At 48.2% G+C, this 18,122-nt stretch carries 18 protein-coding genes; 14 read left to right on the top strand and 4 right to left on the bottom strand.

What is annotated here, in order from left to right; all coding sequences use genetic code 11:
• Nucleotides 1–758: 758 nt before the first annotated feature.
• The 8 genes from AC50YO_RS08595 (at nucleotide 759) to AC50YO_RS08560 (ending at nucleotide 8,861) form a co-directional block, all read left to right on the top strand.
• Nucleotides 759–1,205 carry a hypothetical protein gene (locus AC50YO_RS08595; RefSeq protein ID WP_494846014.1) on the top strand — a complete coding sequence of 149 codons (447 nt, stop codon included), beginning with the start codon at nucleotides 759–761 and terminating at the stop codon, nucleotides 1,203–1,205.
• Between the two features lie 70 nt (nucleotides 1,206–1,275).
• On the top strand, nucleotides 1,276–2,298 hold the full coding sequence (locus AC50YO_RS08590) for a Gfo/Idh/MocA family protein (protein ID WP_494846010.1): 1,023 nt from the start codon (nucleotides 1,276–1,278) through the stop codon (nucleotides 2,296–2,298).
• Nucleotides 2,299–2,324: 26 nt separating this feature from the next.
• A complete protein-coding gene (locus tag AC50YO_RS08585; RefSeq protein WP_494846008.1) occupies nucleotides 2,325–2,927 on the top strand; it encodes a carbohydrate-binding family 9-like protein in 603 nt (200 codons plus the stop codon).
• A 244-nt stretch (nucleotides 2,928–3,171) separates the two neighbouring features.
• Nucleotides 3,172–4,698 (top strand): argininosuccinate lyase, encoded by a 1,527-nt coding sequence (argH, locus tag AC50YO_RS08580; protein ID WP_494846004.1) that lies wholly within the window; start codon nucleotides 3,172–3,174, stop codon nucleotides 4,696–4,698.
• Nucleotides 4,699–4,713: 15 nt separating this feature from the next.
• On the top strand, nucleotides 4,714–5,670 hold the full coding sequence (locus tag AC50YO_RS08575) for an amidohydrolase family protein (protein ID WP_494846441.1): 957 nt from the start codon (nucleotides 4,714–4,716) through the stop codon (nucleotides 5,668–5,670).
• 27 nt (nucleotides 5,671–5,697) lie between these two features.
• Nucleotides 5,698–7,023: a sugar ABC transporter substrate-binding protein gene (locus AC50YO_RS08570; protein ID WP_494846002.1), complete on the top strand. Its 1,326-nt coding sequence runs from the start codon at nucleotides 5,698–5,700 to the stop codon at nucleotides 7,021–7,023.
• 35 nt (nucleotides 7,024–7,058) lie between these two features.
• Nucleotides 7,059–7,988 carry a carbohydrate ABC transporter permease gene (locus AC50YO_RS08565; RefSeq protein ID WP_494846000.1) on the top strand — a complete coding sequence of 310 codons (930 nt, stop codon included), beginning with the start codon at nucleotides 7,059–7,061 and terminating at the stop codon, nucleotides 7,986–7,988.
• 18 nt (nucleotides 7,989–8,006) lie between these two features.
• A complete protein-coding gene (locus AC50YO_RS08560; protein ID WP_494845995.1) occupies nucleotides 8,007–8,861 on the top strand; it encodes a carbohydrate ABC transporter permease in 855 nt (284 codons plus the stop codon).
• Nucleotides 8,862–9,473: 612 nt separating this feature from the next.
• Here the strand turns inward: AC50YO_RS08560 and AC50YO_RS08555 are convergent.
• Nucleotides 9,474–9,944 carry a M15 family metallopeptidase gene (locus AC50YO_RS08555; RefSeq protein ID WP_494846439.1) on the bottom strand — a complete coding sequence of 157 codons (471 nt, stop codon included), beginning with the start codon at nucleotides 9,942–9,944 and terminating at the stop codon, nucleotides 9,474–9,476.
• A gap of 407 nt (nucleotides 9,945–10,351) precedes the next feature.
• On the opposite strand from AC50YO_RS08555, the gene AC50YO_RS08550 reads away from it, so the two are divergent.
• Nucleotides 10,352–10,807: a MarR family winged helix-turn-helix transcriptional regulator gene (locus AC50YO_RS08550; RefSeq protein ID WP_494845990.1), complete on the top strand. Its 456-nt coding sequence runs from the start codon at nucleotides 10,352–10,354 to the stop codon at nucleotides 10,805–10,807.
• Nucleotides 10,808–10,841: 34 nt separating this feature from the next.
• On the top strand, nucleotides 10,842–11,816 hold the full coding sequence (locus AC50YO_RS08545; protein WP_494846437.1) for a ring-cleaving dioxygenase: 975 nt from the start codon (nucleotides 10,842–10,844) through the stop codon (nucleotides 11,814–11,816).
• A 71-nt stretch (nucleotides 11,817–11,887) separates the two neighbouring features.
• On the opposite strand, the gene AC50YO_RS08540 is transcribed toward AC50YO_RS08545, so the two are convergent.
• From AC50YO_RS08540 to AC50YO_RS08530, 3 genes are all read right to left on the bottom strand, one after another.
• Complete coding sequence (locus AC50YO_RS08540) at nucleotides 11,888–12,049, bottom strand: hypothetical protein (protein ID WP_494845986.1); 162 nt, start codon at nucleotides 12,047–12,049, stop codon at nucleotides 11,888–11,890.
• A gap of 70 nt (nucleotides 12,050–12,119) precedes the next feature.
• Nucleotides 12,120–13,040, bottom strand: a complete 921-nt coding sequence (locus AC50YO_RS08535) for an AraC family transcriptional regulator (protein WP_494845981.1) — start codon at nucleotides 13,038–13,040, stop codon at nucleotides 12,120–12,122.
• A gap of 178 nt (nucleotides 13,041–13,218) precedes the next feature.
• Nucleotides 13,219–13,455 carry a hypothetical protein gene (locus AC50YO_RS08530; RefSeq protein ID WP_494845976.1) on the bottom strand — a complete coding sequence of 79 codons (237 nt, stop codon included), beginning with the start codon at nucleotides 13,453–13,455 and terminating at the stop codon, nucleotides 13,219–13,221.
• A gap of 170 nt (nucleotides 13,456–13,625) precedes the next feature.
• Here AC50YO_RS08530 and AC50YO_RS08525 point away from each other — a divergent pair, with 170 nt between their 5' ends.
• The 4 genes from AC50YO_RS08525 (at nucleotide 13,626) to AC50YO_RS08510 (ending at nucleotide 17,799) form a co-directional block, all read left to right on the top strand.
• Entirely contained in the window at nucleotides 13,626–15,104 is a 1,479-nt protein-coding gene (locus tag AC50YO_RS08525) for an aminotransferase-like domain-containing protein (RefSeq protein WP_494845972.1), read from the top strand.
• A 6-nt stretch (nucleotides 15,105–15,110) separates the two neighbouring features.
• Nucleotides 15,111–16,025, top strand: coding sequence for a D-alanine--D-alanine ligase (locus tag AC50YO_RS08520; RefSeq protein ID WP_494845969.1), 915 nt, complete (start codon nucleotides 15,111–15,113; stop codon nucleotides 16,023–16,025).
• A 6-nt stretch (nucleotides 16,026–16,031) separates the two neighbouring features.
• Nucleotides 16,032–17,207, top strand: a complete 1,176-nt coding sequence (locus AC50YO_RS08515) for an aminotransferase class I/II-fold pyridoxal phosphate-dependent enzyme (protein WP_494845964.1) — start codon at nucleotides 16,032–16,034, stop codon at nucleotides 17,205–17,207.
• A gap of 415 nt (nucleotides 17,208–17,622) precedes the next feature.
• A complete protein-coding gene (locus AC50YO_RS08510; RefSeq protein WP_494845961.1) occupies nucleotides 17,623–17,799 on the top strand; it encodes a hypothetical protein in 177 nt (58 codons plus the stop codon).
• Nucleotides 17,800–18,122: the final 323 nt, after the last annotated feature.

The following is an 18,122-nucleotide window of genomic DNA, read 5'->3' as shown; positions in this document are numbered from 1 at the left end:
GGAGAGCAACTTGAAGGTATGAGGTAAAGCTCATACCTCGGGAAGCTATCCTCCTGAGCTGTGAGGCTAGCCTCATATAGCACATGAATATAGGGTAACTCAGCGATTGGAGTGAGGCTAGCCTCACACAATGGTGAGGAAAGCGGTGCTCGCAATGGGGGCATCGTTAGTAGAGATTAATTTTAGCCGCATGAGGTTTGGCTGACGACGTGTGTCTACGTGCCGCGATGGCATCTCACTGGGAGGCGTGCGTAGTGCGGTAGTTGGTATCTGGCTGGCACGAGAATTGTGTGTTTGCAAACTGGAGGCACCCTTCACTTATATGAAGGGATTGCTCAAGAGGATGGCTAAAAGCGAGAAATGGCGGTGCAGGGAGCGACTCCTTAGCACCGCCATTTGTTTTTCATCAAGTCCTTTACCGAGTCATGGCGAGGGGTTGGCCTTGAACTGCTTGTGGGCAGTCTCCTTTTTGGCATGCAGAGAACCGCAGACAGAAAGAGACCCGCAGCAACGGGCTGCGGGTCTAAGTTATATTATCAAAAGGGGGTTGAGTTCTATTATAGGGCTTCTTTATTAAAACGAGATGAAAATTAGATTTCGGCTATGTTACAAATCATTTCATTCCGATCTCGAAAAGAGGCTTTGTATTCTTCACACAGGACCCTTGCAGGTACTACGAAAGTTAGAACTGCCGGGAACGCATTCCGCTTGATAGGATGAGGGTAAGGCTGGACATCATTCTAGAGAGAAGGTTGCTTATGAATAAAGAGACTAGCGCAGCAAGTATCGTAGGCCATATTTTTGCCAAGCTGGCAGCGGGGGGACTTGTTTTACTGTTGTTTTTGCTAACGCTGTCGAGGGTGAATATAGACGCATGGGCCGAATTTATTCGTTCCCTTTGGTGGCTAGGTTTTTATGTTTATGCGGTCTTTTACTCCGCCTTCGTCGATTACGTAACGAGAAGATTAACGTCACTGCCTTTTAAAATCTCGGTTAGCCTTATACTGTATTATTTTGGAGGCTATCTCCCTTGCCTTATTCTATTTGGCTGGTTTGGTGTCTTGGTAGGAATTATCGGCGCTATAATAGCGCTGCTATTCTATCTGATCTATGCTCTAATAAGCCTATTAAACTGGATTTATCCCGTTGCGATTACAGCACTGCTATGGCTGTCCTTTCTGATTATAGGCGTCACTTTCTCTTGAAATTATTATAGAAATAAGGTATTGTTCGATCACTAAGCATGATGCTGCTGAGAGGGAGAGGACAGGACTAATGCTGAGAATTGGACTAATCGGGCTTGGCTATATGGGAAGAGTGCATCTGGATAATTATATGCGGCTTGAGCAGGAGGGAGCTCCCGTACAGGTTGTTGCGATTTGCGTGAGGAATGCAACGCAGCTGCAAGGCGGGACATCTGGCGGCAATATAGCTGTCGATTCAGGCAATCAGGCTGATTACGGCAGGTTCAATATCTATGCCTCCGTGCAGGATATGCTTGATCAAGAGAAGCTTGATGCCGTTAATATTACACTGCCTACCTTCCTGCATAAAGAAGTAGCTGTGCAATGCTTGAATCATGGTCTCCATGTACTGTGCGAGAAGCCAATGGCGATGAATGCTGAGGAGTGCACGGTTATGGTGCAGGCAGCGAAGAAGAATGACAAACAGCTGATGATCGGGCATTGCCTGCGTTTCTGGCCAGCCTATACCTATCTGAAGGATTTGGTGGATAGCGGCAAGCTGGGCTCTGTTCGAAGCGGGCAGTTCTATCGCGGCGGAAGTACGCCGAGCTGGGCCGCGTGGCTGCTCCAGAAGGATAAGAGCGGCGGTGCACTGCTCGATATGCATGTCCATGATACCGATATTATCCATTGGCTGTTCGGCAAGCCCGAAGCCGTATCCTGCAGCGGGAATAATGTGATTGAAGGAAGCGGATATGACATCGCCTCAACGACCTATCGTTACAACGACAGCAAGGTCATTCTTGCGCAGGTCGACTGGATGCTTCAAGGCGATTATGGCTTCGAGATGGGCTTCAAAGTTAACTTTGAAGGCGGCAATGTTCATTTTCGGGGGAATGAAGTTACGGTTAATCCCAATGAGGGTACGCGGTTTACGCCACAGCTGTCGAGGGATCAGGGCTATTATTTTCAGCTGAAATATTGGGTGGAAGCTTTGGCAGCAGGGAGAGTTATTACAGAAGCAACAGCAGAGAGTGCACAGGGCAGCATGGCGATCATAGATGCGGAGCAGGAATCTGCAGATCAACGAGGCTCATGGGTGCTGGTGAAATAGGGTTATATGTACGAGGAGCTATAAGCATGAATTATAAATGTGTGAGAATAGATCAAACAGCAGAGCCGATTGTCTGGTCCCGTGTGGAGGGGATGACACTTAGCGAGGTGGTAAGCGGGCAACGTCCCAGACTGCATACCACAGTAAGAGCCTGCTGGAGTACGGCCAATTTGCATATTCGCTTCGAGTGCGAGGATGATCATCTTGTTGCGTCCATGAAGCAGAGGGGCGATCCCTTATTCGAAGAGGATGTCGTAGAGGTATTCATCGATGCGCTTGGCGGTGGCAAGGTGTACCGTGAGTTCGTCGTCAGCCCGCGGAATGTCGTGTACGAGGCGCTGATACATAATGATCTGCGGGGCGACATTACGCTTGATACGACCATCAGGACAGAAGGATTAGCAACGAAGGTTGAAGCGATGGAGGATGGAGACTGGAGCTGTGAATTGTCGATTCCTTGGGCTAGCTTCGAGTCTCCTCCCGCTATTGGAACCGAGTGGGGCTGGAATTTGTATCGCATTGATGAAGATAAGCGGGGGGAGCGCCATTACTGGGCATGGTCTCCAACGGGCGCGATCAATTATCATATCCCGCAAAGGTTTGGAAAGCTTGTATTCAGCGAGAATTAAAAATGGAAAAAAAGGTTGAATAAATAGGTCGACGGTGATAATATCATAATCATATAATTCCACTAGGAATAATTGGCTAACTACCGGTAAACCGGAGGCTTCCACAGTTTTTTGTGAGAAGTCTCCTTTTTTTATGGCAAGTTAGACCTTGGATGGGATCTTTACCGGACTGCCGGAGAGGCCCGAATGTATATTCGGCATCTTCGGCTATTTGCTGTGCGCTGGTACGTTCTGCTGCTATCGAATGAGAGGAGATCAGGCGATGTCGACTAGCCGTACAGAACATGCTGAGGGCGGCTGTTTTCCAGGGAAAACCTATACAGAGGTCGTGCTTGCGCCAGCCTATGAGCAAGCGAAGCAGGAATTGCTGCATCCGATGCTTGCCATACACAAAGCGCATCTCATTATGCTCAGAGAGCAGGGACTATTACAGAAGGGCGAGGCAGAACGAATTGCACATGCTCTGTTGACGCTCGACTGGAAGAAGCTGGCCAGCGGCCCTTATACGGGGCAATTCGAAGATTTGTTCTTTGAGGTAGAGCATCATTTATTGAGGCTGTCAGAGGCGGCATCCGGCAATCTGCATTTGGCCCGCAGCCGCAACGATATGGGAATTGCGATTTATAGAATGGTGCTGAGGGAGAAGCTGCTTACGGCAATCGGCTCTGCCTATGAGCTGCAAACGGTTCTGCATGACTTCGCATCGCGTCATACAGATACTCTGATGATTGCCCATACCCATACGCAGCAGGCGCAGCCCACAACGCTTGCTCACTATATTGCAGCGGTATCTGACGTTATCGCACGGGATATCCGCCGGCTGAAGGCAGCCTTTGCAGGCTGTAATCTCAGCAGCATGGGGGCAGCGGCGCTTACTACCTCTGGCTACGCGATTAGCCGTGAACGAGTTGCGGAGCTTCTAGCGTTCGATGGGCTGATTGATAATGCCTATGATGCGGTCAGCGGAGCGGATTATGTTGGAGAGATTGCCTCTGCTGTACAATTGGCTGCGATTAATCTTGGCCGCTTCAGCCAAGAGCTGCTGCTGTGGTGCATGCAGGAGTTCGCCATTGCGAAGGTTGCCCCTCCGTATATCCAGATTAGCTCGATCATGCCCCAGAAGCGTAATCCTGTATCGGTCGAGCATATCCGGTCTCTTCTATCGAGCGTTGCAGGGGATGCACAGACGGTACTGACGATGATCCATAATACGCCATTCGGGGATATTGTGGACACTGAGGATGACATGCAGCCCTATGCTTGGAAAAGCTTGCGTACACTGGAATCCGTGTATAGATTGCTGGCCAAGGTTATGGCTACGCTGGAGATTAATACGGATATACTGCGCAAGCGGGCGGAGAGCAGCTTCGCAGTGGTGACAGAGCTAGCCGATACGCTCGTAAGGGAGGAGGGGCTATCGTTCCATACGGCACATGCTCTCGTAAGCAGGCTGGTCACTAATGCAGTTGATCAAGGGGATCAAGTAGGTGAGCTCAAGCTTTCGGGCTTGGACCGTGCCGCGACGGAGCTTGGGCTTGCCTCACCAAGGCTGAGTGAGGAGCAATTCAAGCAAGCCTTGGATCCAGACAACTTCATTCTAGTTCGCTCACTGCGAGGAGGGCCGAGTCCGGAAGCGATGAAGCCAGCATTAGAAGTGCAGCAGCAAAGAGTGCTTGAGCTGGAACGGTGGCTGGAGGAGCGGCTAAGCAAGATACAGCATGCGAAGGCCAGACTGAACACGATATTGTCGATATGGCTACGGGGCAAATAGGAGAGGAGAATGCATATGTTCCGCAATGACTTCAAGGTGTATGACATTCATGGACATCTGCCTTATCGGCTGCTGCTCGGCAGCAAGAATAGGCATGAAGCCATTATCAAATATGGTGCTGAACGCTCTGAGCGAATGCGGCTAACCTGGGATTTTCAAGCAGCCTCGCCTGAGGATAAGGAGCAGGAATCGATTCCGCTTATTGACCGCTGGGTTCGGGAGCTTGATAGATACAGAATAGGAGGGCTTAATTTTCTTACGGCTTTGGATAACGACAATATGGCAGCGCAGCTCGATGGATATTCGGATCGGTTCACAGGCTTCGCCTTCCATCCCATTGAGGATGCAGGGGCAGCCGATGAGCTGCGAAGAGCCGTAGATGAGCTTGGCTTGAAGGGCTACAAGCTATTCGGTCCATTGACGACGATTCCTTTCGACGATCCCTCCCTTGCGCCGGTCTGGACTTTTCTAGCTGAGCGGAAGCTGCCTGTGCTCATTCACTTTGGCGTGCTCGGCCATGCGGGCGGCATTGTGCATCATCCTAATATTAGTCCCTTATCTATCTTTAATACGGCAAGAGAATTCCCGGATATTCCGTTTATTATTCCGCACTTTGGAGCGGGTTATTTCCAAGAGCTGCTGCATCTGTGCTGGAGCTGCCCGAATGTATATATAGACACCTCGGGGTCGAATCAGTGGATGCGCTGGATGCCTTATGAGCTGACATTGGAATCTTTATTCCGCAAGACCTATGAGCTGATCGGTCCGCAGCGGATGATCTTCGGAACGGATGCCAATGGCTTTCCCCGAGGCTACCCTTATCGTTACTTGCAGGATCAAGTGCGAGTATGCAGGGAGCTAAGGTTCGAAGAATCTGCGATTGAAGCCATATTCGGCAACAATGCAAGGCGTTTGCTAGGGCTCCCTGTTGCAAGCGATGCAGTGCCGGAGCGCGGCAGCCTGACAGAATAACGAATAGAAAAAGGAGCGGATTGCAGGATGAGGAGAAATAGGAGTGCGATACTGATCGGCATACTGACGATGGCTTTGGCGATTGCTGGCTGTGCCGGGGATAAGAAGGATTCTAATGCTGCTCCAGAAGGAGCAACGAAGGCGGCCGATTCTGGGGACAAAAAAGTGACGATTGAGTATTGGCAATATGAGTTTCCTGCCAAGGTGGAGCTGATTGATTCGCTTATCAAGGAATTCCAGCAGGAGCATCCGAACATAACAGTCAAGCAGACGAATTTTCCTTATGACCAATATAATCAGAAGGTAGCGACACTCGTGCCAGCAGGCAAAGGCCCGGATGTCATTAACTTGTATTATGGCTGGCTGCCGAAGTATGTATCTGCGGGCTATTTGCAGCCGCTGCCAGAAAGTGATTTTCCAATTGCAGAAATTGAAGAAAAGTTCTTCCCATTCGTGGAAACGGCTAAGCTGAATGGCAGCTATTACGCTTTGCCTACAGGCGTGCGTACACTAGGGCTTTTCTACAACAAGGACCTGTTCGCCAAAGCGCAGCTTGATCCGGCCAAACCGCCCGCGACATGGGAGGAGCTTGTGCAATATGCCAAGCAATTGACGGAGACGGATGATAAGGGCCAATTTCTAGTAGAGGGCTTCGCATGGGAGCCTGGCGCCCAGCTGCATCATTGGTACCGTGATGGACTGCTGCCTCAGGCGGGCGGACAGGACACAAGCGAGGATCGCAAAAAGCTATTATGGAACGATACGCCTGCTGGCCTCGAAGCCTTCAAGTATTTAATTGATTTTGCCAAGGAGCATAAGGTTGGCATTAACGGCTTTTATACCGATGATGCGAATGCGTTCAAGACAGGACATGCGGCGATTACAGTAGATGGCTCCTTCCGCCTCGGTACGCTTCGCAAAGATACGCCTGATTTGAATTACGCGATTGCTCCATTGCCCTCCTACAAGAACAAGTCCACGCAAGCCTCCTTCTGGGCGAATGCGATACCAGCCGATGTGAAGGGCGAGAAGCTTACCGCTGCGACGTTATTCTTGCAATTTCTAACGAGCAAGGGCGTGCAGGAGCAATGGGTGGAGAAGACCGGCGAGCTGCCGGCTCAGAAAGAAGTGGCGCTGCAAGACAAGTATGTGAATGATGAGAAGCTGGGTCCTTTCATTCTGCAGCTGCCAGACGGCCGAGCGCATTTCTTCATTGATGAAGCGAAAGAAAAGACATTGTTCGTCGAAGCTGTCGAGCAAGTTGTATTAACGGATGTGCCAGTCGAGAAGGCATTCTCCGATCTTATTGCCAAGACGCAAAAGCTGTATGACGAATACTGGGAGAAGCAATAATACAGGCTCCCGTTAAAGATTAAGGAGGGCGAAGGATGGAGAGGATTGAAGCCGTACCGGCGGGACGCAGAGCGATCCCGTTTCAGTGGCGCCTTGGTTTGAGGGGAAAGCGGTATCTGTTTATTTATAGCTGTTTGCTGCTTCCGTTGCTGTTTTTCGCCGCAGTGCGGCTGCTCCCTATCTTGTTCTCATTCAATATTAGCTTCAGGGAATGGGCGATTCTTTCGCCGGAGAAGCCCTTCGTCGGATTGGCGAACTATGCTGCTCTACTGCAAGATGAAGTATTCCTGCAAACGATTCGCAACACCTTTATCTATGTTCTTATCGGAGTGCCTGGGCAATTGATTGCCGGCCTAGGGGTTGCGCTGCTATTGCAGCGCATCACTAGGCTGCGGGCTTTCTTCCGCATGATTTATTTTATACCCTATATAACCAGTGTTGTGGCTGTTAGCTGGGTGTTTCGCTGGCTGCTAATGAAGAACGGTATCGTGAACAGCTTGCTGCTCGATATGGGCTTTGAAGCACAGTCGTTCCTTTACGGTCCCTCTCAGGCAATCTATACGATTATCTTCTCTATGATCTGGCAGAGCATAGGCTTCCAGATGCTAATCTTTCTGGCAGGATTGGAGAATATACCTCGTATGTATTATGATGCGGCATCCATCGACGGTGCCGGGCGCTGGCGCAGGTTTTTTCATATTACGCTGCCATTGCTGAATCCTGTGCTGCTATTCTCTGTCGTCATTGCCAGCATAGGCTTCCTTCAATCCTTCACGCAGGTGCTGAACATGACAATGGGAGGCCCTCTTAATTCAACCAGCTCTATCGTGTTTTATATTTATAATACAGCGTTTAAGAGCTTCCAGATGGGGCAAGCGTCCGCTGCGACCGTTATCTTATTCGTGATCATTATGGGAGTAACTGTTCTGCAGCTGAAAGTACTGAATCGGAAAGTGGACTATTGATGAGAGGGGCTGCGGATATTGAACAAGCCGGGTAATAGGGTGACAAGCCTTGCTGCGGGCAGGCATGTCCTTCCGCTCTTCGCCTATGTGCTGCTGTTTGCTGGCACAGGAATTATGGTGTTTCCTTTTCTCTGGATGATCGCGACATCCCTGAAAAGCCCAACTGATCTGTATTCATTGAACCTGATTCCGCCCCATCTGGCTTGGGATAACTATAAGGCATTATTCGCAGACACGGAATTTGGCAGATGGATTATGAACAGCTTCATTGTTGCAGTTATTGCAACGGCGAGCGTCTGTTTTTTTGATACGGTTATTGGTTATATTTTAGCCAAATTCAGTTTTCATGGTAAAAAAACGATCTACCTCTTCATTCTAAGCACATTAATGGTGCCGACGGAAATGCTGATTATCCCTTGGTTCGTGTACTCTTCCAAGCTGGGCTGGATCGATACGTATTGGGGGATTCTATTCCCAAGCTTAATAACGGCCTTCGGAATATTTCTGATGAAGCAGTTCATGGAATCGCTGCCCTCTGATCTTCTGGATGCTGCACGCATTGATGGAATGAGCGAGTGGGGGATTTTGTTCAAAATAGCTGTGCCGCTAGTCCGTTCTGCACTTGCTACATTATGTATTCTAACTTTTCTTGGAAGCTGGAATTCGTTTATATGGCCGCTCGTGATCACTCAGACAGAAGGACGCTTCACGATTCCAGTGGGGATGGCGTTCTTCTCCAGTGAAGCGAAGGACAGCAGCAACTGGGTACAGATTATGACTGGAGCTACATTGTCAGTGCTCCCGTTGATTCTGGTCTTCCTATTGTTCCAGAAGCAGATTATTCGCGGCATTGCGACTACGGGGCTGAAATAGAGCAGCATCTTAAAAGGAGCCGCTGCGCGAGTAGAAGCTTGAATTAGTAGTGGATGGGCCGCTATGAGGCAAGATCACATAAGTGTGAGGATAAGCACCTATAATTGTGCCGACTGGGGAGGGTAGCTGGAATGTATGAGGTAAAGCTCATGCTTCGGGAGGCTACCCTCCTGAGCTATGAGGCTAGCCTCATAGAATGGTTGCCTTGGAGGGTAAGCAGGCCATTTGAATGAGCATAGCCTCACAGAAGAGTGAGGCTTCGGTGCGCTCGCAGTGGAACAATCGTTAGTTGAGTAAATTAAGCTAGAAGTGAGTGGACTCTATGAGGCAACTCTTCTGTTAGTTGAGTAAAATAAACGGAGTGGCCAGGTAGTGAGCGGTCAAACTTAAAGTTTGGAGCGGAGTGCAAGCACGCAGTGGTAAACAGCAGAAGTATAAGTTGAATTTCTACCAACTGATTGGTGGCTTTCACTTATCCACAATTCCCCGAAGCAACACCGATAAAAAACGCAGGCTTAAGGCTAATTCAGCCCTTTGTCTGCGCTTTTTTATCTTCGAACTATTGTACTCATTTCGGCTGTATCACTGAAAGGAGAAGCCTCGCGCGATCTTTTAAGGAAGCTCCGTCGGAGGTCGTTCTCCTCTTCGCAGCTCGCGGATGGAATAGCCAAAATCCATCTGCAGATGAGGATAATCACGGAAGCTTGCCCAATCTCCACCCCAAGTGAAGCCAAGCTTCTTGGCAACCGCAACAACCTCCATCCAATCGGCCTTTCCATTACGATTCCCATCGTATTCCAGATCCCAGATTACATCTCCATCTTTTGTACGCAGGGCAAAATCTATCGCAAGTCCATAATTATGATAGGAATGGCCTCCTTTGACGTTTGTGACAATGGAGCCGCCTGTACTGCGTCCTTTCTCATATAGGACGTTCTGGTCCTCGCTAGTGCGCAGGCCATCCGTAATAAGAATGGTAATCCCTAGTTTACTAGTTTTTTCAATCAGCTCAGCCTGCTTGGCTGCAACAATAGGGTGCAGCGCTGCAATCGGCTCTTCTTTGACTTCATTGGCTGAACGCATCCCATCGAAGGTCTCCAGCCCTTTCCACACCATAAGTGCAATTCCGATCCAAATGAGGAGGGTAAGCAGTTTATTGCGCTTGGGGCGAGTGCTGGCTTGAGTCGGTATAGTTAAGTTTCTCGTATCGGATAAGCGAGGGCGCGTATAGTTACGGTTGGGTTCTATCATAGGCGTTCTCCTATTTCTTATAGCATTAATAGTGATCTTCGTAATCTATTAACTCTATTAATTACTGGCATAGCCCTTTCATCATAACACAGGAAAAGCGAGTATTCCCCCGACCTGAGTAGGGGAGGGATGGGTTGACATGTTATTAGTTTAGTTATAAACTGATACTAACAAATATATTGTTACTTTAAAATATATTGTAAAATCACCGTTTAGAAGAGAGGTGATCCCCACTAATTATGAAGGACGAGCATGAAGGAAAGCTTTCTCCGTCCAACAGAGATGAGAGGCTCGGCTTGCTGATCTGGTTCAGAATGGCGAGAGTCTATAATCACAGTGTCCGAGAAACGCAGCTTCATCTGAAGCAATGGGGCTTATCTGCTGCACAGTTCGACGTATTGGCTCAGGTGAGCAGGCATGTGTGCTTAACGCAGCAGCAATTGGCTGACAAGCTGTACGTCACCAAAGGCAATGTAACCCAGCTGTTAAGCAAGCTGGAAGAGCGCGGCCTTATTGTGCGGGAACAGCAATGGAAGAGCAAATATATTTCGCTTACGGAAGAAGGCAAGAGGCTTATACAAGCTATTATGCCCATTCAAGAGGCTTTTCAAGCCTCGCAATTCAATGGATTGGATAAGGAAGAGAAGCAGCAGCTATTGAGACTCCTTAGAAAATCACAAATAAATACCGACTAAATTAGGCATGATTACAATAATGGAGGTTGTTCACATGGAATTGAAGGGCATACATCACGTATCGGCGATGACAGCGGCAGCAGCGGAAAACTTTGAATTTTATACGAAAGTGTTAGGGTTGCGGTTAGTGAAAAAAACAGTCAATCAAGACGATACGTCGTCTTATCACTTGTTCTATGGAGATGAGAAGGGAAATCCCGGAACGGAATTGACGTTCTTCGATATTCCAATGGCAAGGCAGAATCAAGAAGGAACAAGCAGCATCTCTTCCTTATCGCTTCGTGTGGCGAGTGATCAAGCGCTGCATTATTGGAAAGAGCGGCTGGCAGAATTCAACGTGCCGCATGATGAGATTGTAGAGCGTGCGGGCCGAGCGACACTCGCGTTCCGGGATTTCGAAGGGCAGCGATTCATCTTGGTATCCGATGAGCATAACGTAGGGGTAGCGGGGGGCAAGCCATGGAGCCAGAGTCCCGTACCGCTAGAATTCGGCATTTTGGGACTTGGACCTGTCCAATTGACGGTACATGATGCTGCTCCTACTGCAATAGTACTGACGGAGCTAATGGGCTTCCGGAAGAAAGGACAATACCCGTCCACATTGACCGGACAGCCGGATATTGAGGTTTTTGAGACAGGCGAGGGCGGCAGCGGCGCTGAGATCCATATTGAGGTGAGAAAAGATTTGCCTCGGGAACAGCTTGGCCGCGGCGGTGTTCACCATGTAGCTTTTCGCGTCGATAATGAAGATGAGCTGCGGCAGTGGATTGATCGCATCCGCAGCTCACGCTTCCCGAATTCGGGCTTCGTGGATCGGTTCTACTTCCGCTCCCTCTATTTCCGGGAACCGAACGGAATTTTATTCGAGCTTGCCACGGACGGTCCAGGCTTTGCTACGGATGAAGATATTGAGCATCTGGGCGAGTCATTAGCGCTCCCTCCATTCTTGGAAGGCAAGCGGACACAGATTGAAGCACAATTAAGACCACTGAATACGAAGCCCCAATAAGCGAAAAAAAGAGCTGCCCCAAGGTCTGTAAGGACCAGCGGGACAGCTCTTTTTCGTTCATAGCCTTAAGCTTAGAACATTGGGAATACGTAGCGTACGAGAAAGTATAGGGCACCGAAGAAAATAATGACGTAAGCTGCATATTTGATAAAGGTGGAAGCGACTAAGCTTGAATCTGATTTTTTCTCTACATGGCGTTCTTCGACTTCGATATTGCGTTGCTGGGTAGTCATTTGAACCACTCCTTCGCCTTTGTTTGTTAAGTAGTTTTACCCCTAACAAAAGGAAATGAATCAAAGCGAACTAGCAGTCTGATAAGGACGTTAGCGGCAACGATTGAATGGGAACGTGAATATCGACCTCGCAATAGTGTTCAGAGGAGAGTCTATAATCAATGTATTCAAAATAATAGGGAGCCGCCTGACAATAGCTCAGCTTGTCATTGCTCTCCAGACTGTTAATGCATTGCCATATTTGCTCAAGATGCGAAATGGTCAAATGGCGAGGATGAAACGCACCCACATACTTGTAGACCGCATATTTGGTTTCGGGCAAATAATTATGCTCCATTCCCTCCGGGATATCCTCTAGACAAGAGACCTGTACGGAAGGAACATAATAAGTATATTGGTCTCTTGACCGCTCGCAATATTTGGTTAAGCCGATATAGACAGAATCATGCACGGCATGAGGAATAAGCTGACGCTGCTCGAAAAAGAATTCGGTTCCAACACGAGTTGCTGTGAAATACGCTTTGTTCTCATCCCTGTAGATTTTATGCTTCACTCCAACCAACTGGAAGGCGGGCCTAAAAATAAAACTAGGAGTAAATAACAAGCCGTCATTCAGTTCCTTCAAATGGGAGATATCTGCCTTCTCAACTAATACAATCTCAGGCATCTTCGTTCGGAACACCGAAGGTGTGCATTGAAATTGTTTTTTGAAGGCACGGATATATGATTGCTCATGCTCGAAGGAGAAGTAGGTGCTGACATCGACGACTTTGGTCCCAGGATTCATCAGCAGATCAAGGCTCGCCGTTAATTTTCTTGCGCGTATGTAACTGATCAGAGGCTGTCCCACGGCATGACTAATCAGTCTATGCAGATGATATTTAGACATGTGAGTAGCTAGCGCCAACTCTTCTAAATTTATTTTGGTTGTGAGCTTGGATTCGATATAATCGAGGACATTCTCGATACTTGTTAATATCTTTGTATTCATCTGCTTCTTATTCTCCCCTCATGAGGAAATAATGTTGTGTATTATTTATAATATTAACAGGCTTACGCATAGAATTGTTGCATCTCTTGTGAAAAAGATGGAATAGATTTATATGAGCACAAAAAAGACAGCCCAACGATGAGAATATCGTCAGGCTGTCTCTATAAGATTGGCACGCTTAAGCTTGAATAACGTGATGACCTTTTGATGCAGAGGGCAGCAAAGGGTATACATTTTGCAGCCAGAATACTTTTGGGCTAAGCTTGAACTTCGAGCCTTTGAACGTACACCGGTCATAGTTGAAGTTCAGGGAAGAGATTTGGATGGTACAATCCTTGAAGGAGCAGCCAATATAATGGGAGCCGTCAAATTGTACAACTTCGTTCTCGAATTTTTTATTTACTATATAGTTCATTGATTAATCCTCCTAATATACAATTGCCTGGGTTAGAATTGCTTGTTATCTCTATGTACCCAATTGTAGAAGGTATGAAACAGGGAGCCACGCATGCCATGAAAGTCGCTTGCTGTGGTTCTTTTGCTGTATAGACAGTTATGACATGATAAGGATAGGAGGTGCGAAGGATGTATTCTGATTTCAAGTTCGCGGATAATCGTCCTGTTTATATGCAGGTGAAGGATTATATGAAGCGGCTGATTCTCAAAGGTGCGCTGCAGGCGAACCAGAAGCTCCCTTCCACAAGAGAACTGAGCGCATTAATGAACGTGAGCCGCAATACGGTTCTGACTGCTTACTCCGATTTGGAGGAGGAGGGATTCATCTATGCGCTGAAGGGCAAAGGCAACTATGTTGCTCCCTCAACAGGCGAGGCGAGCGCTCCTACAGGCGAGAAAGCAGAGATTCAGCTCGACTGGAGCCAGCGTATTAGCGGCTTCGCACGCATGGCTGAGCAGCATGACCTGATGAAGCATGGCATCCGCGCAGAGAAGGGCTCCATTCTATTCACGAGCATCGCCCCGGATGAGAAGCTGTTCGATTTGAATAATGTGAAGCGAGCGTTCCTTGATCGAATGTCGATTGAAGGGGAAGTGCTCCTCAATTATGGGTATGCCAAGGGCTATAAGCCGCTCATAGAGTATTTGCTGCGATATATGGAGAACAAAGGCGTTGACCTGATGGGCAAGGATATTCTAATTACAGATGGCTTCACTGAGGGCTTTGACCTCGTGCTGACCAGCCTTGGAAAGTCCAGCGGCCGCGCCATCTGCGAGAATCCCACTCATCATACAGCAATTAAAAATATGAAGCTGCATCAGTTCGCCATAACAGGCATCGAGATGGAACCGGATGGCCTCTGCTTGGAGCAGCTGGAGAGGGAGTTGTCGGCACAGAGCTTTGATCTGGCTTATTTGGTTCCCTCGTATCACAACCCTACTGGGATTGTCATGTCTCCAGAAAAGCGAGCGGAAGCCCTTCGGTTGTTGGGACGAAGCGAGGTTCCTATTATAGAGGATGGCTTCAATGAGGAGCTTCGGTATTCCGGCTCGCATGTCGCCCCATTAATCGCGAGCGTGGGCAAGAGCAATAACATTATTTATATAGGAAGCTTTTCCAAAATATTATTTCCCGGTCTTCGGGTCGGTTGGGTGCTTGCCGATAAAGGGCTGGTTAGCTACTTGGAGAGCATGAAGCGGGCACGCAGCATTCATACCTCCACACTGGATCAGTCCTTGCTGTATCAGTATTTACACAATGGCAACTTCGAGAAGTATTTGAAGCGGGCTAGAGCGGAGTACAAAAGAAAATACGAGCTGGCTATACACTGCTGCAAAACTAACATTCCGTATACAAGGCTCTCGGGGGATGGCGGACTGCATTTGTTTATTGGATTTGAGCCCGATTTCCAGACTAGGGAGCTGCTCGAAGCATGCACGAGGAAGGGTGTCGTATTTACACCGGGGGATATTTTCTTCGTTGAAGGAGGAGGCCAAGGCAGCAACACTATGCGTCTGGGCTTCTCTAGAGTAACGGATGAGGACATTGTAAAAGGGATTCAAATAATAGGCGAGACAGCTAGAGCAATCAGGCAAGCGAGAGGATGAAGGCATGTGAAAATCGGCGTAATTATGGGAGGTCTATCCTCGGAGCGGGAGATCTCATTACTGACAGGGCAAGAAATGATCGCCAATCTTGATAAGTCTCGGCATGAAGTATATCCGATTGAGATTAACAGCAAGCGGGATCTTATCGACAAAACGGCTGGCTTGGATATCGGGCTCCTCGCTCTTCACGGGAAATATGGAGAGGATGGAACAGTCCAAGCGACATTGGAATCGCTCGGCATTCCGTATACGGGAAGCGGGGTGCTCGCCAGCAGTGTCTGCATGGATAAGGAAATGTCCAAAAAGCTGATGCGCTGCGAGGGACTTCATACAGGGGAATCGATTCAAGTAAGGAATATGGAGGAGCTGGCAGCCGCAAATGTAGAAAGGCTTGGGTATCCGGTAGTCGTGAAGCCGAATTCGGGGGGCTCCAGCATTGGAATTCAGATTGTTAAGGACCCGGCAGCACTAGGTGCAGCCGTTCAGGCCGCACTGAAATGGGATGAGTCGGTGCTGATCGAGGAGTTCCTTGCCGGAGACGAGATCACATGCTCGATATTGGATGGCAAGCTGCTTCCAGTGGTCTCTATTAAAGCGAATGCTGGCACTTTTTTCGATTATACATCCAAGTACGAAGACGGCGGCGCCGACGAGCGGGTTATTGAGCTACCGCAGGAGATCCATGAACGGGTTGAGGCTGCGGCGCTGTCCTGCTATCGAGCACTTCGATGCAGTGTATATGCCCGCATCGACATGATTGTGAAGGATGGCATCCCGTATATTCTTGAGGTAAATACGCTGCCTGGCCTGACCAGAAACAGCTTGCTGCCCAAAAGCGCAGCAGCAGCGAATATTTCTTTCCCTCAGTTGCTAGAGCTTATTATGAATTATTCATTGGTACAAAGAGAGCGGAAGGAGTAAGAGGATATGGATGGAACGAGAGCTTATTTATCCCCGTTGGCATGTACGATACCGCCCTCTGGGATTCGTAAATTTTTTAACGCGGCTAATGCGAATCCAGGTGTAATCTCACTTGGCGTAGGAGAACCGGACTTTCGGACACCGAAGCATGCCAGGGAGGCATGCATGCGTATGCTGGAGACGGACAGCATGACATACACGCCTAACGAGGGATTATTCGAACTTCGGGAGGCTATTGCGGACTATTTATACGCTAGCTGTCAATTGGCTTATGAGCCTTCCAAGGAAGTGCTGATCACCGTTGGCGGCAGTGAGGCGATTGATTTGGCGCTGCGTGCGCTGATCACCTCCGGCGATGAGGTTCTCGTTCCTGTTCCTAGTTATGTTGCTTATTCGCCTATTGCTCAATTAAACGGAGGAACAGTGGTAGAAATACCGCTCTCTGCAGCAACAGGCTTCAAGCTGACGGCAGAGGCGCTATGTGAAGCTATTACCTCGCGTTCCAAGGTGCTTGTCGTGAATTTCCCGAATAACCCGACTGGAGCTATTATGACGTACGAGGATTGGCTGCCCATTGCCAAGCTGATAGAAGAGCATGATCTTATCGTATTATCCGATGAGATTTATGCCGAGCTTACCTATGAGCAGAAGCATGTCAGTCTCGCTTCTCTGCCGGGAATGAAGGATCGCACCATTATTATTAGCGGGTTCTCCAAAGCGTTCGCAATGACTGGTTGGCGGATCGGCTACGCATGCGGGCATTCGGATCTGATTGGGGCAATGACGACCATTCATCAATATACCGCAATATGCGCACCCGTACTTGGGCAGGTTGCTGCTCTGGAATGTTTGCGAGGCTGTATGGAAGAGAAGGATCGGATGATACAATCCTACGATCAGCGCAGACGCAGATTCGTTCAAGGTCTGAGAGATATCGGCTTGCCCTGCGAGGAACCGGAAGGAGCCTTATATGTGTTCCCGTCCATCGCTCATACGGGAATGAGCTCGCAGCAATTTGCCAAGAGGCTGCTTTCGGAGGCGAAGGTCGCGGCTATTCCCGGCGATGTGTTCGGACCGGGGGGAGAGGGGCATCTGCGATGCTGTTACGCCGCAGCGCCGAGCCAATTAGCAGAGGCTTTGCAGCGTATGGATCATTTTATGCAACGCTTGAAGTTTGCCTGAGCTGAATATAGGTAATGCCTGATTGATAAATCCTGTTGAACGATTCAACGGGATTTTTTTGTTTTACTGAGAGGTTGTTCGAGTAGATTAAGTGTACATGGAGTTGGAAATGAAATAGTTTCTAAGGAAGATGAGCTATCTCTTTAGGTAGAGACATCTATTTATAATTTACATAAAAGTATTATATTAGTATAGTAATATGTGAGATAGATAATGTAATACCTCGAATGGAAACATACCTAAATACAACTTAATTTAGGGCTTATACGATTAGGCGATTGTATGCGGATAAGATGATAATAACTAATCACAGACTCAGGTATGTACGGCGTAATCGAGCATGAGGCACTCTTTAATGAGATGTCGACTCCAGTTGTTGATGCTCTGCCATTTAAAATTGGATAGGGAGGAAACTATGACACGAGTTTTTGGTGGATTTGTCGTCAGTGTGCTCGTTACAATAATCCTTTTGTTTATTCTTCCAGCCGCTTTTGGGGCGCAATATGACAGTGATTATAGGTTCATCTATTTTATGATCCTGAGCCTGCAATTGTCATTTATAACAGGACTGCTGTTCCGTATAAAAAAATAGTCCAATATCAATTAAGAAAACAGTGCCGACTGATCAGCAGGGTTGGCGCTGTTTTTTCTTATTTCAGCATTGGCGATGCTAGAGGAACGACGTTCCGCTAATATTCACAATCTATCATTATCATGATAATTAGCGGATTTCAGTTCCGTTAAATGTTCCTGTTCACCCTGTATTCGATCATTTTCTCTCTGATAGAGGAACCGTGTTCCGTTAATTAAGCAAATCTTCTTCCTATTGCCAGAATAACGGAATACGGTTCCTTTATTGTAGCCAGCACCTGGCATTCCAGCAGATGAGAAAAAAACCCCATGTGAAGGTTCAAA

The sequence above is a fragment of the Paenibacillus sp. J22P59 genome (assembly GCF_059383895.1).
Note: the sequence above shows the minus strand (reverse complement) of the source record. Positions and strands in the feature narration are given on the sequence as shown.

Excerpts from the sequence above, each read along its gene's own strand:
- AC50YO_RS08585 (WP_494846008.1), top strand. The coding sequence starts at position 2,325 with ATGAATTATAAATGTGTGAGAATAGATCAAACAGCAGAGCCGATTGTC.
- AC50YO_RS08535 (WP_494845981.1), bottom strand. The coding sequence starts at position 13,040 with ATGAATACAAAGATATTAACAAGTATCGAGAATGTCCTCGATTATATC.
- argH (WP_494846004.1), top strand. The coding sequence starts at position 3,172 with ATGAGAGGAGATCAGGCGATGTCGACTAGCCGTACAGAACATGCTGAG.
- AC50YO_RS08590 (WP_494846010.1), top strand. The coding sequence starts at position 1,276 with ATGCTGAGAATTGGACTAATCGGGCTTGGCTATATGGGAAGAGTGCAT.
- AC50YO_RS08515 (WP_494845964.1), top strand. The coding sequence starts at position 16,032 with ATGGATGGAACGAGAGCTTATTTATCCCCGTTGGCATGTACGATACCG.
- AC50YO_RS08570 (WP_494846002.1), top strand. The coding sequence starts at position 5,698 with ATGAGGAGAAATAGGAGTGCGATACTGATCGGCATACTGACGATGGCT.
- AC50YO_RS08550 (WP_494845990.1), top strand. The coding sequence starts at position 10,352 with ATGAAGGACGAGCATGAAGGAAAGCTTTCTCCGTCCAACAGAGATGAG.
- AC50YO_RS08565 (WP_494846000.1), top strand. The coding sequence starts at position 7,059 with ATGGAGAGGATTGAAGCCGTACCGGCGGGACGCAGAGCGATCCCGTTT.
- AC50YO_RS08525 (WP_494845972.1), top strand. The coding sequence starts at position 13,626 with ATGTATTCTGATTTCAAGTTCGCGGATAATCGTCCTGTTTATATGCAG.
- AC50YO_RS08555 (WP_494846439.1), bottom strand. The coding sequence starts at position 9,944 with ATGCGTTCAGCCAATGAAGTCAAAGAAGAGCCGATTGCAGCGCTGCAC.
- AC50YO_RS08540 (WP_494845986.1), bottom strand. The coding sequence starts at position 12,049 with ATGACTACCCAGCAACGCAATATCGAAGTCGAAGAACGCCATGTAGAG.
- AC50YO_RS08545 (WP_494846437.1), top strand. The coding sequence starts at position 10,842 with ATGGAATTGAAGGGCATACATCACGTATCGGCGATGACAGCGGCAGCA.
- AC50YO_RS08575 (WP_494846441.1), top strand. The coding sequence starts at position 4,714 with ATGTTCCGCAATGACTTCAAGGTGTATGACATTCATGGACATCTGCCT.
- AC50YO_RS08595 (WP_494846014.1), top strand. The coding sequence starts at position 759 with ATGAATAAAGAGACTAGCGCAGCAAGTATCGTAGGCCATATTTTTGCC.
- AC50YO_RS08530 (WP_494845976.1), bottom strand. The coding sequence starts at position 13,455 with ATGAACTATATAGTAAATAAAAAATTCGAGAACGAAGTTGTACAATTT.
- AC50YO_RS08510 (WP_494845961.1), top strand. The coding sequence starts at position 17,623 with ATGACACGAGTTTTTGGTGGATTTGTCGTCAGTGTGCTCGTTACAATA.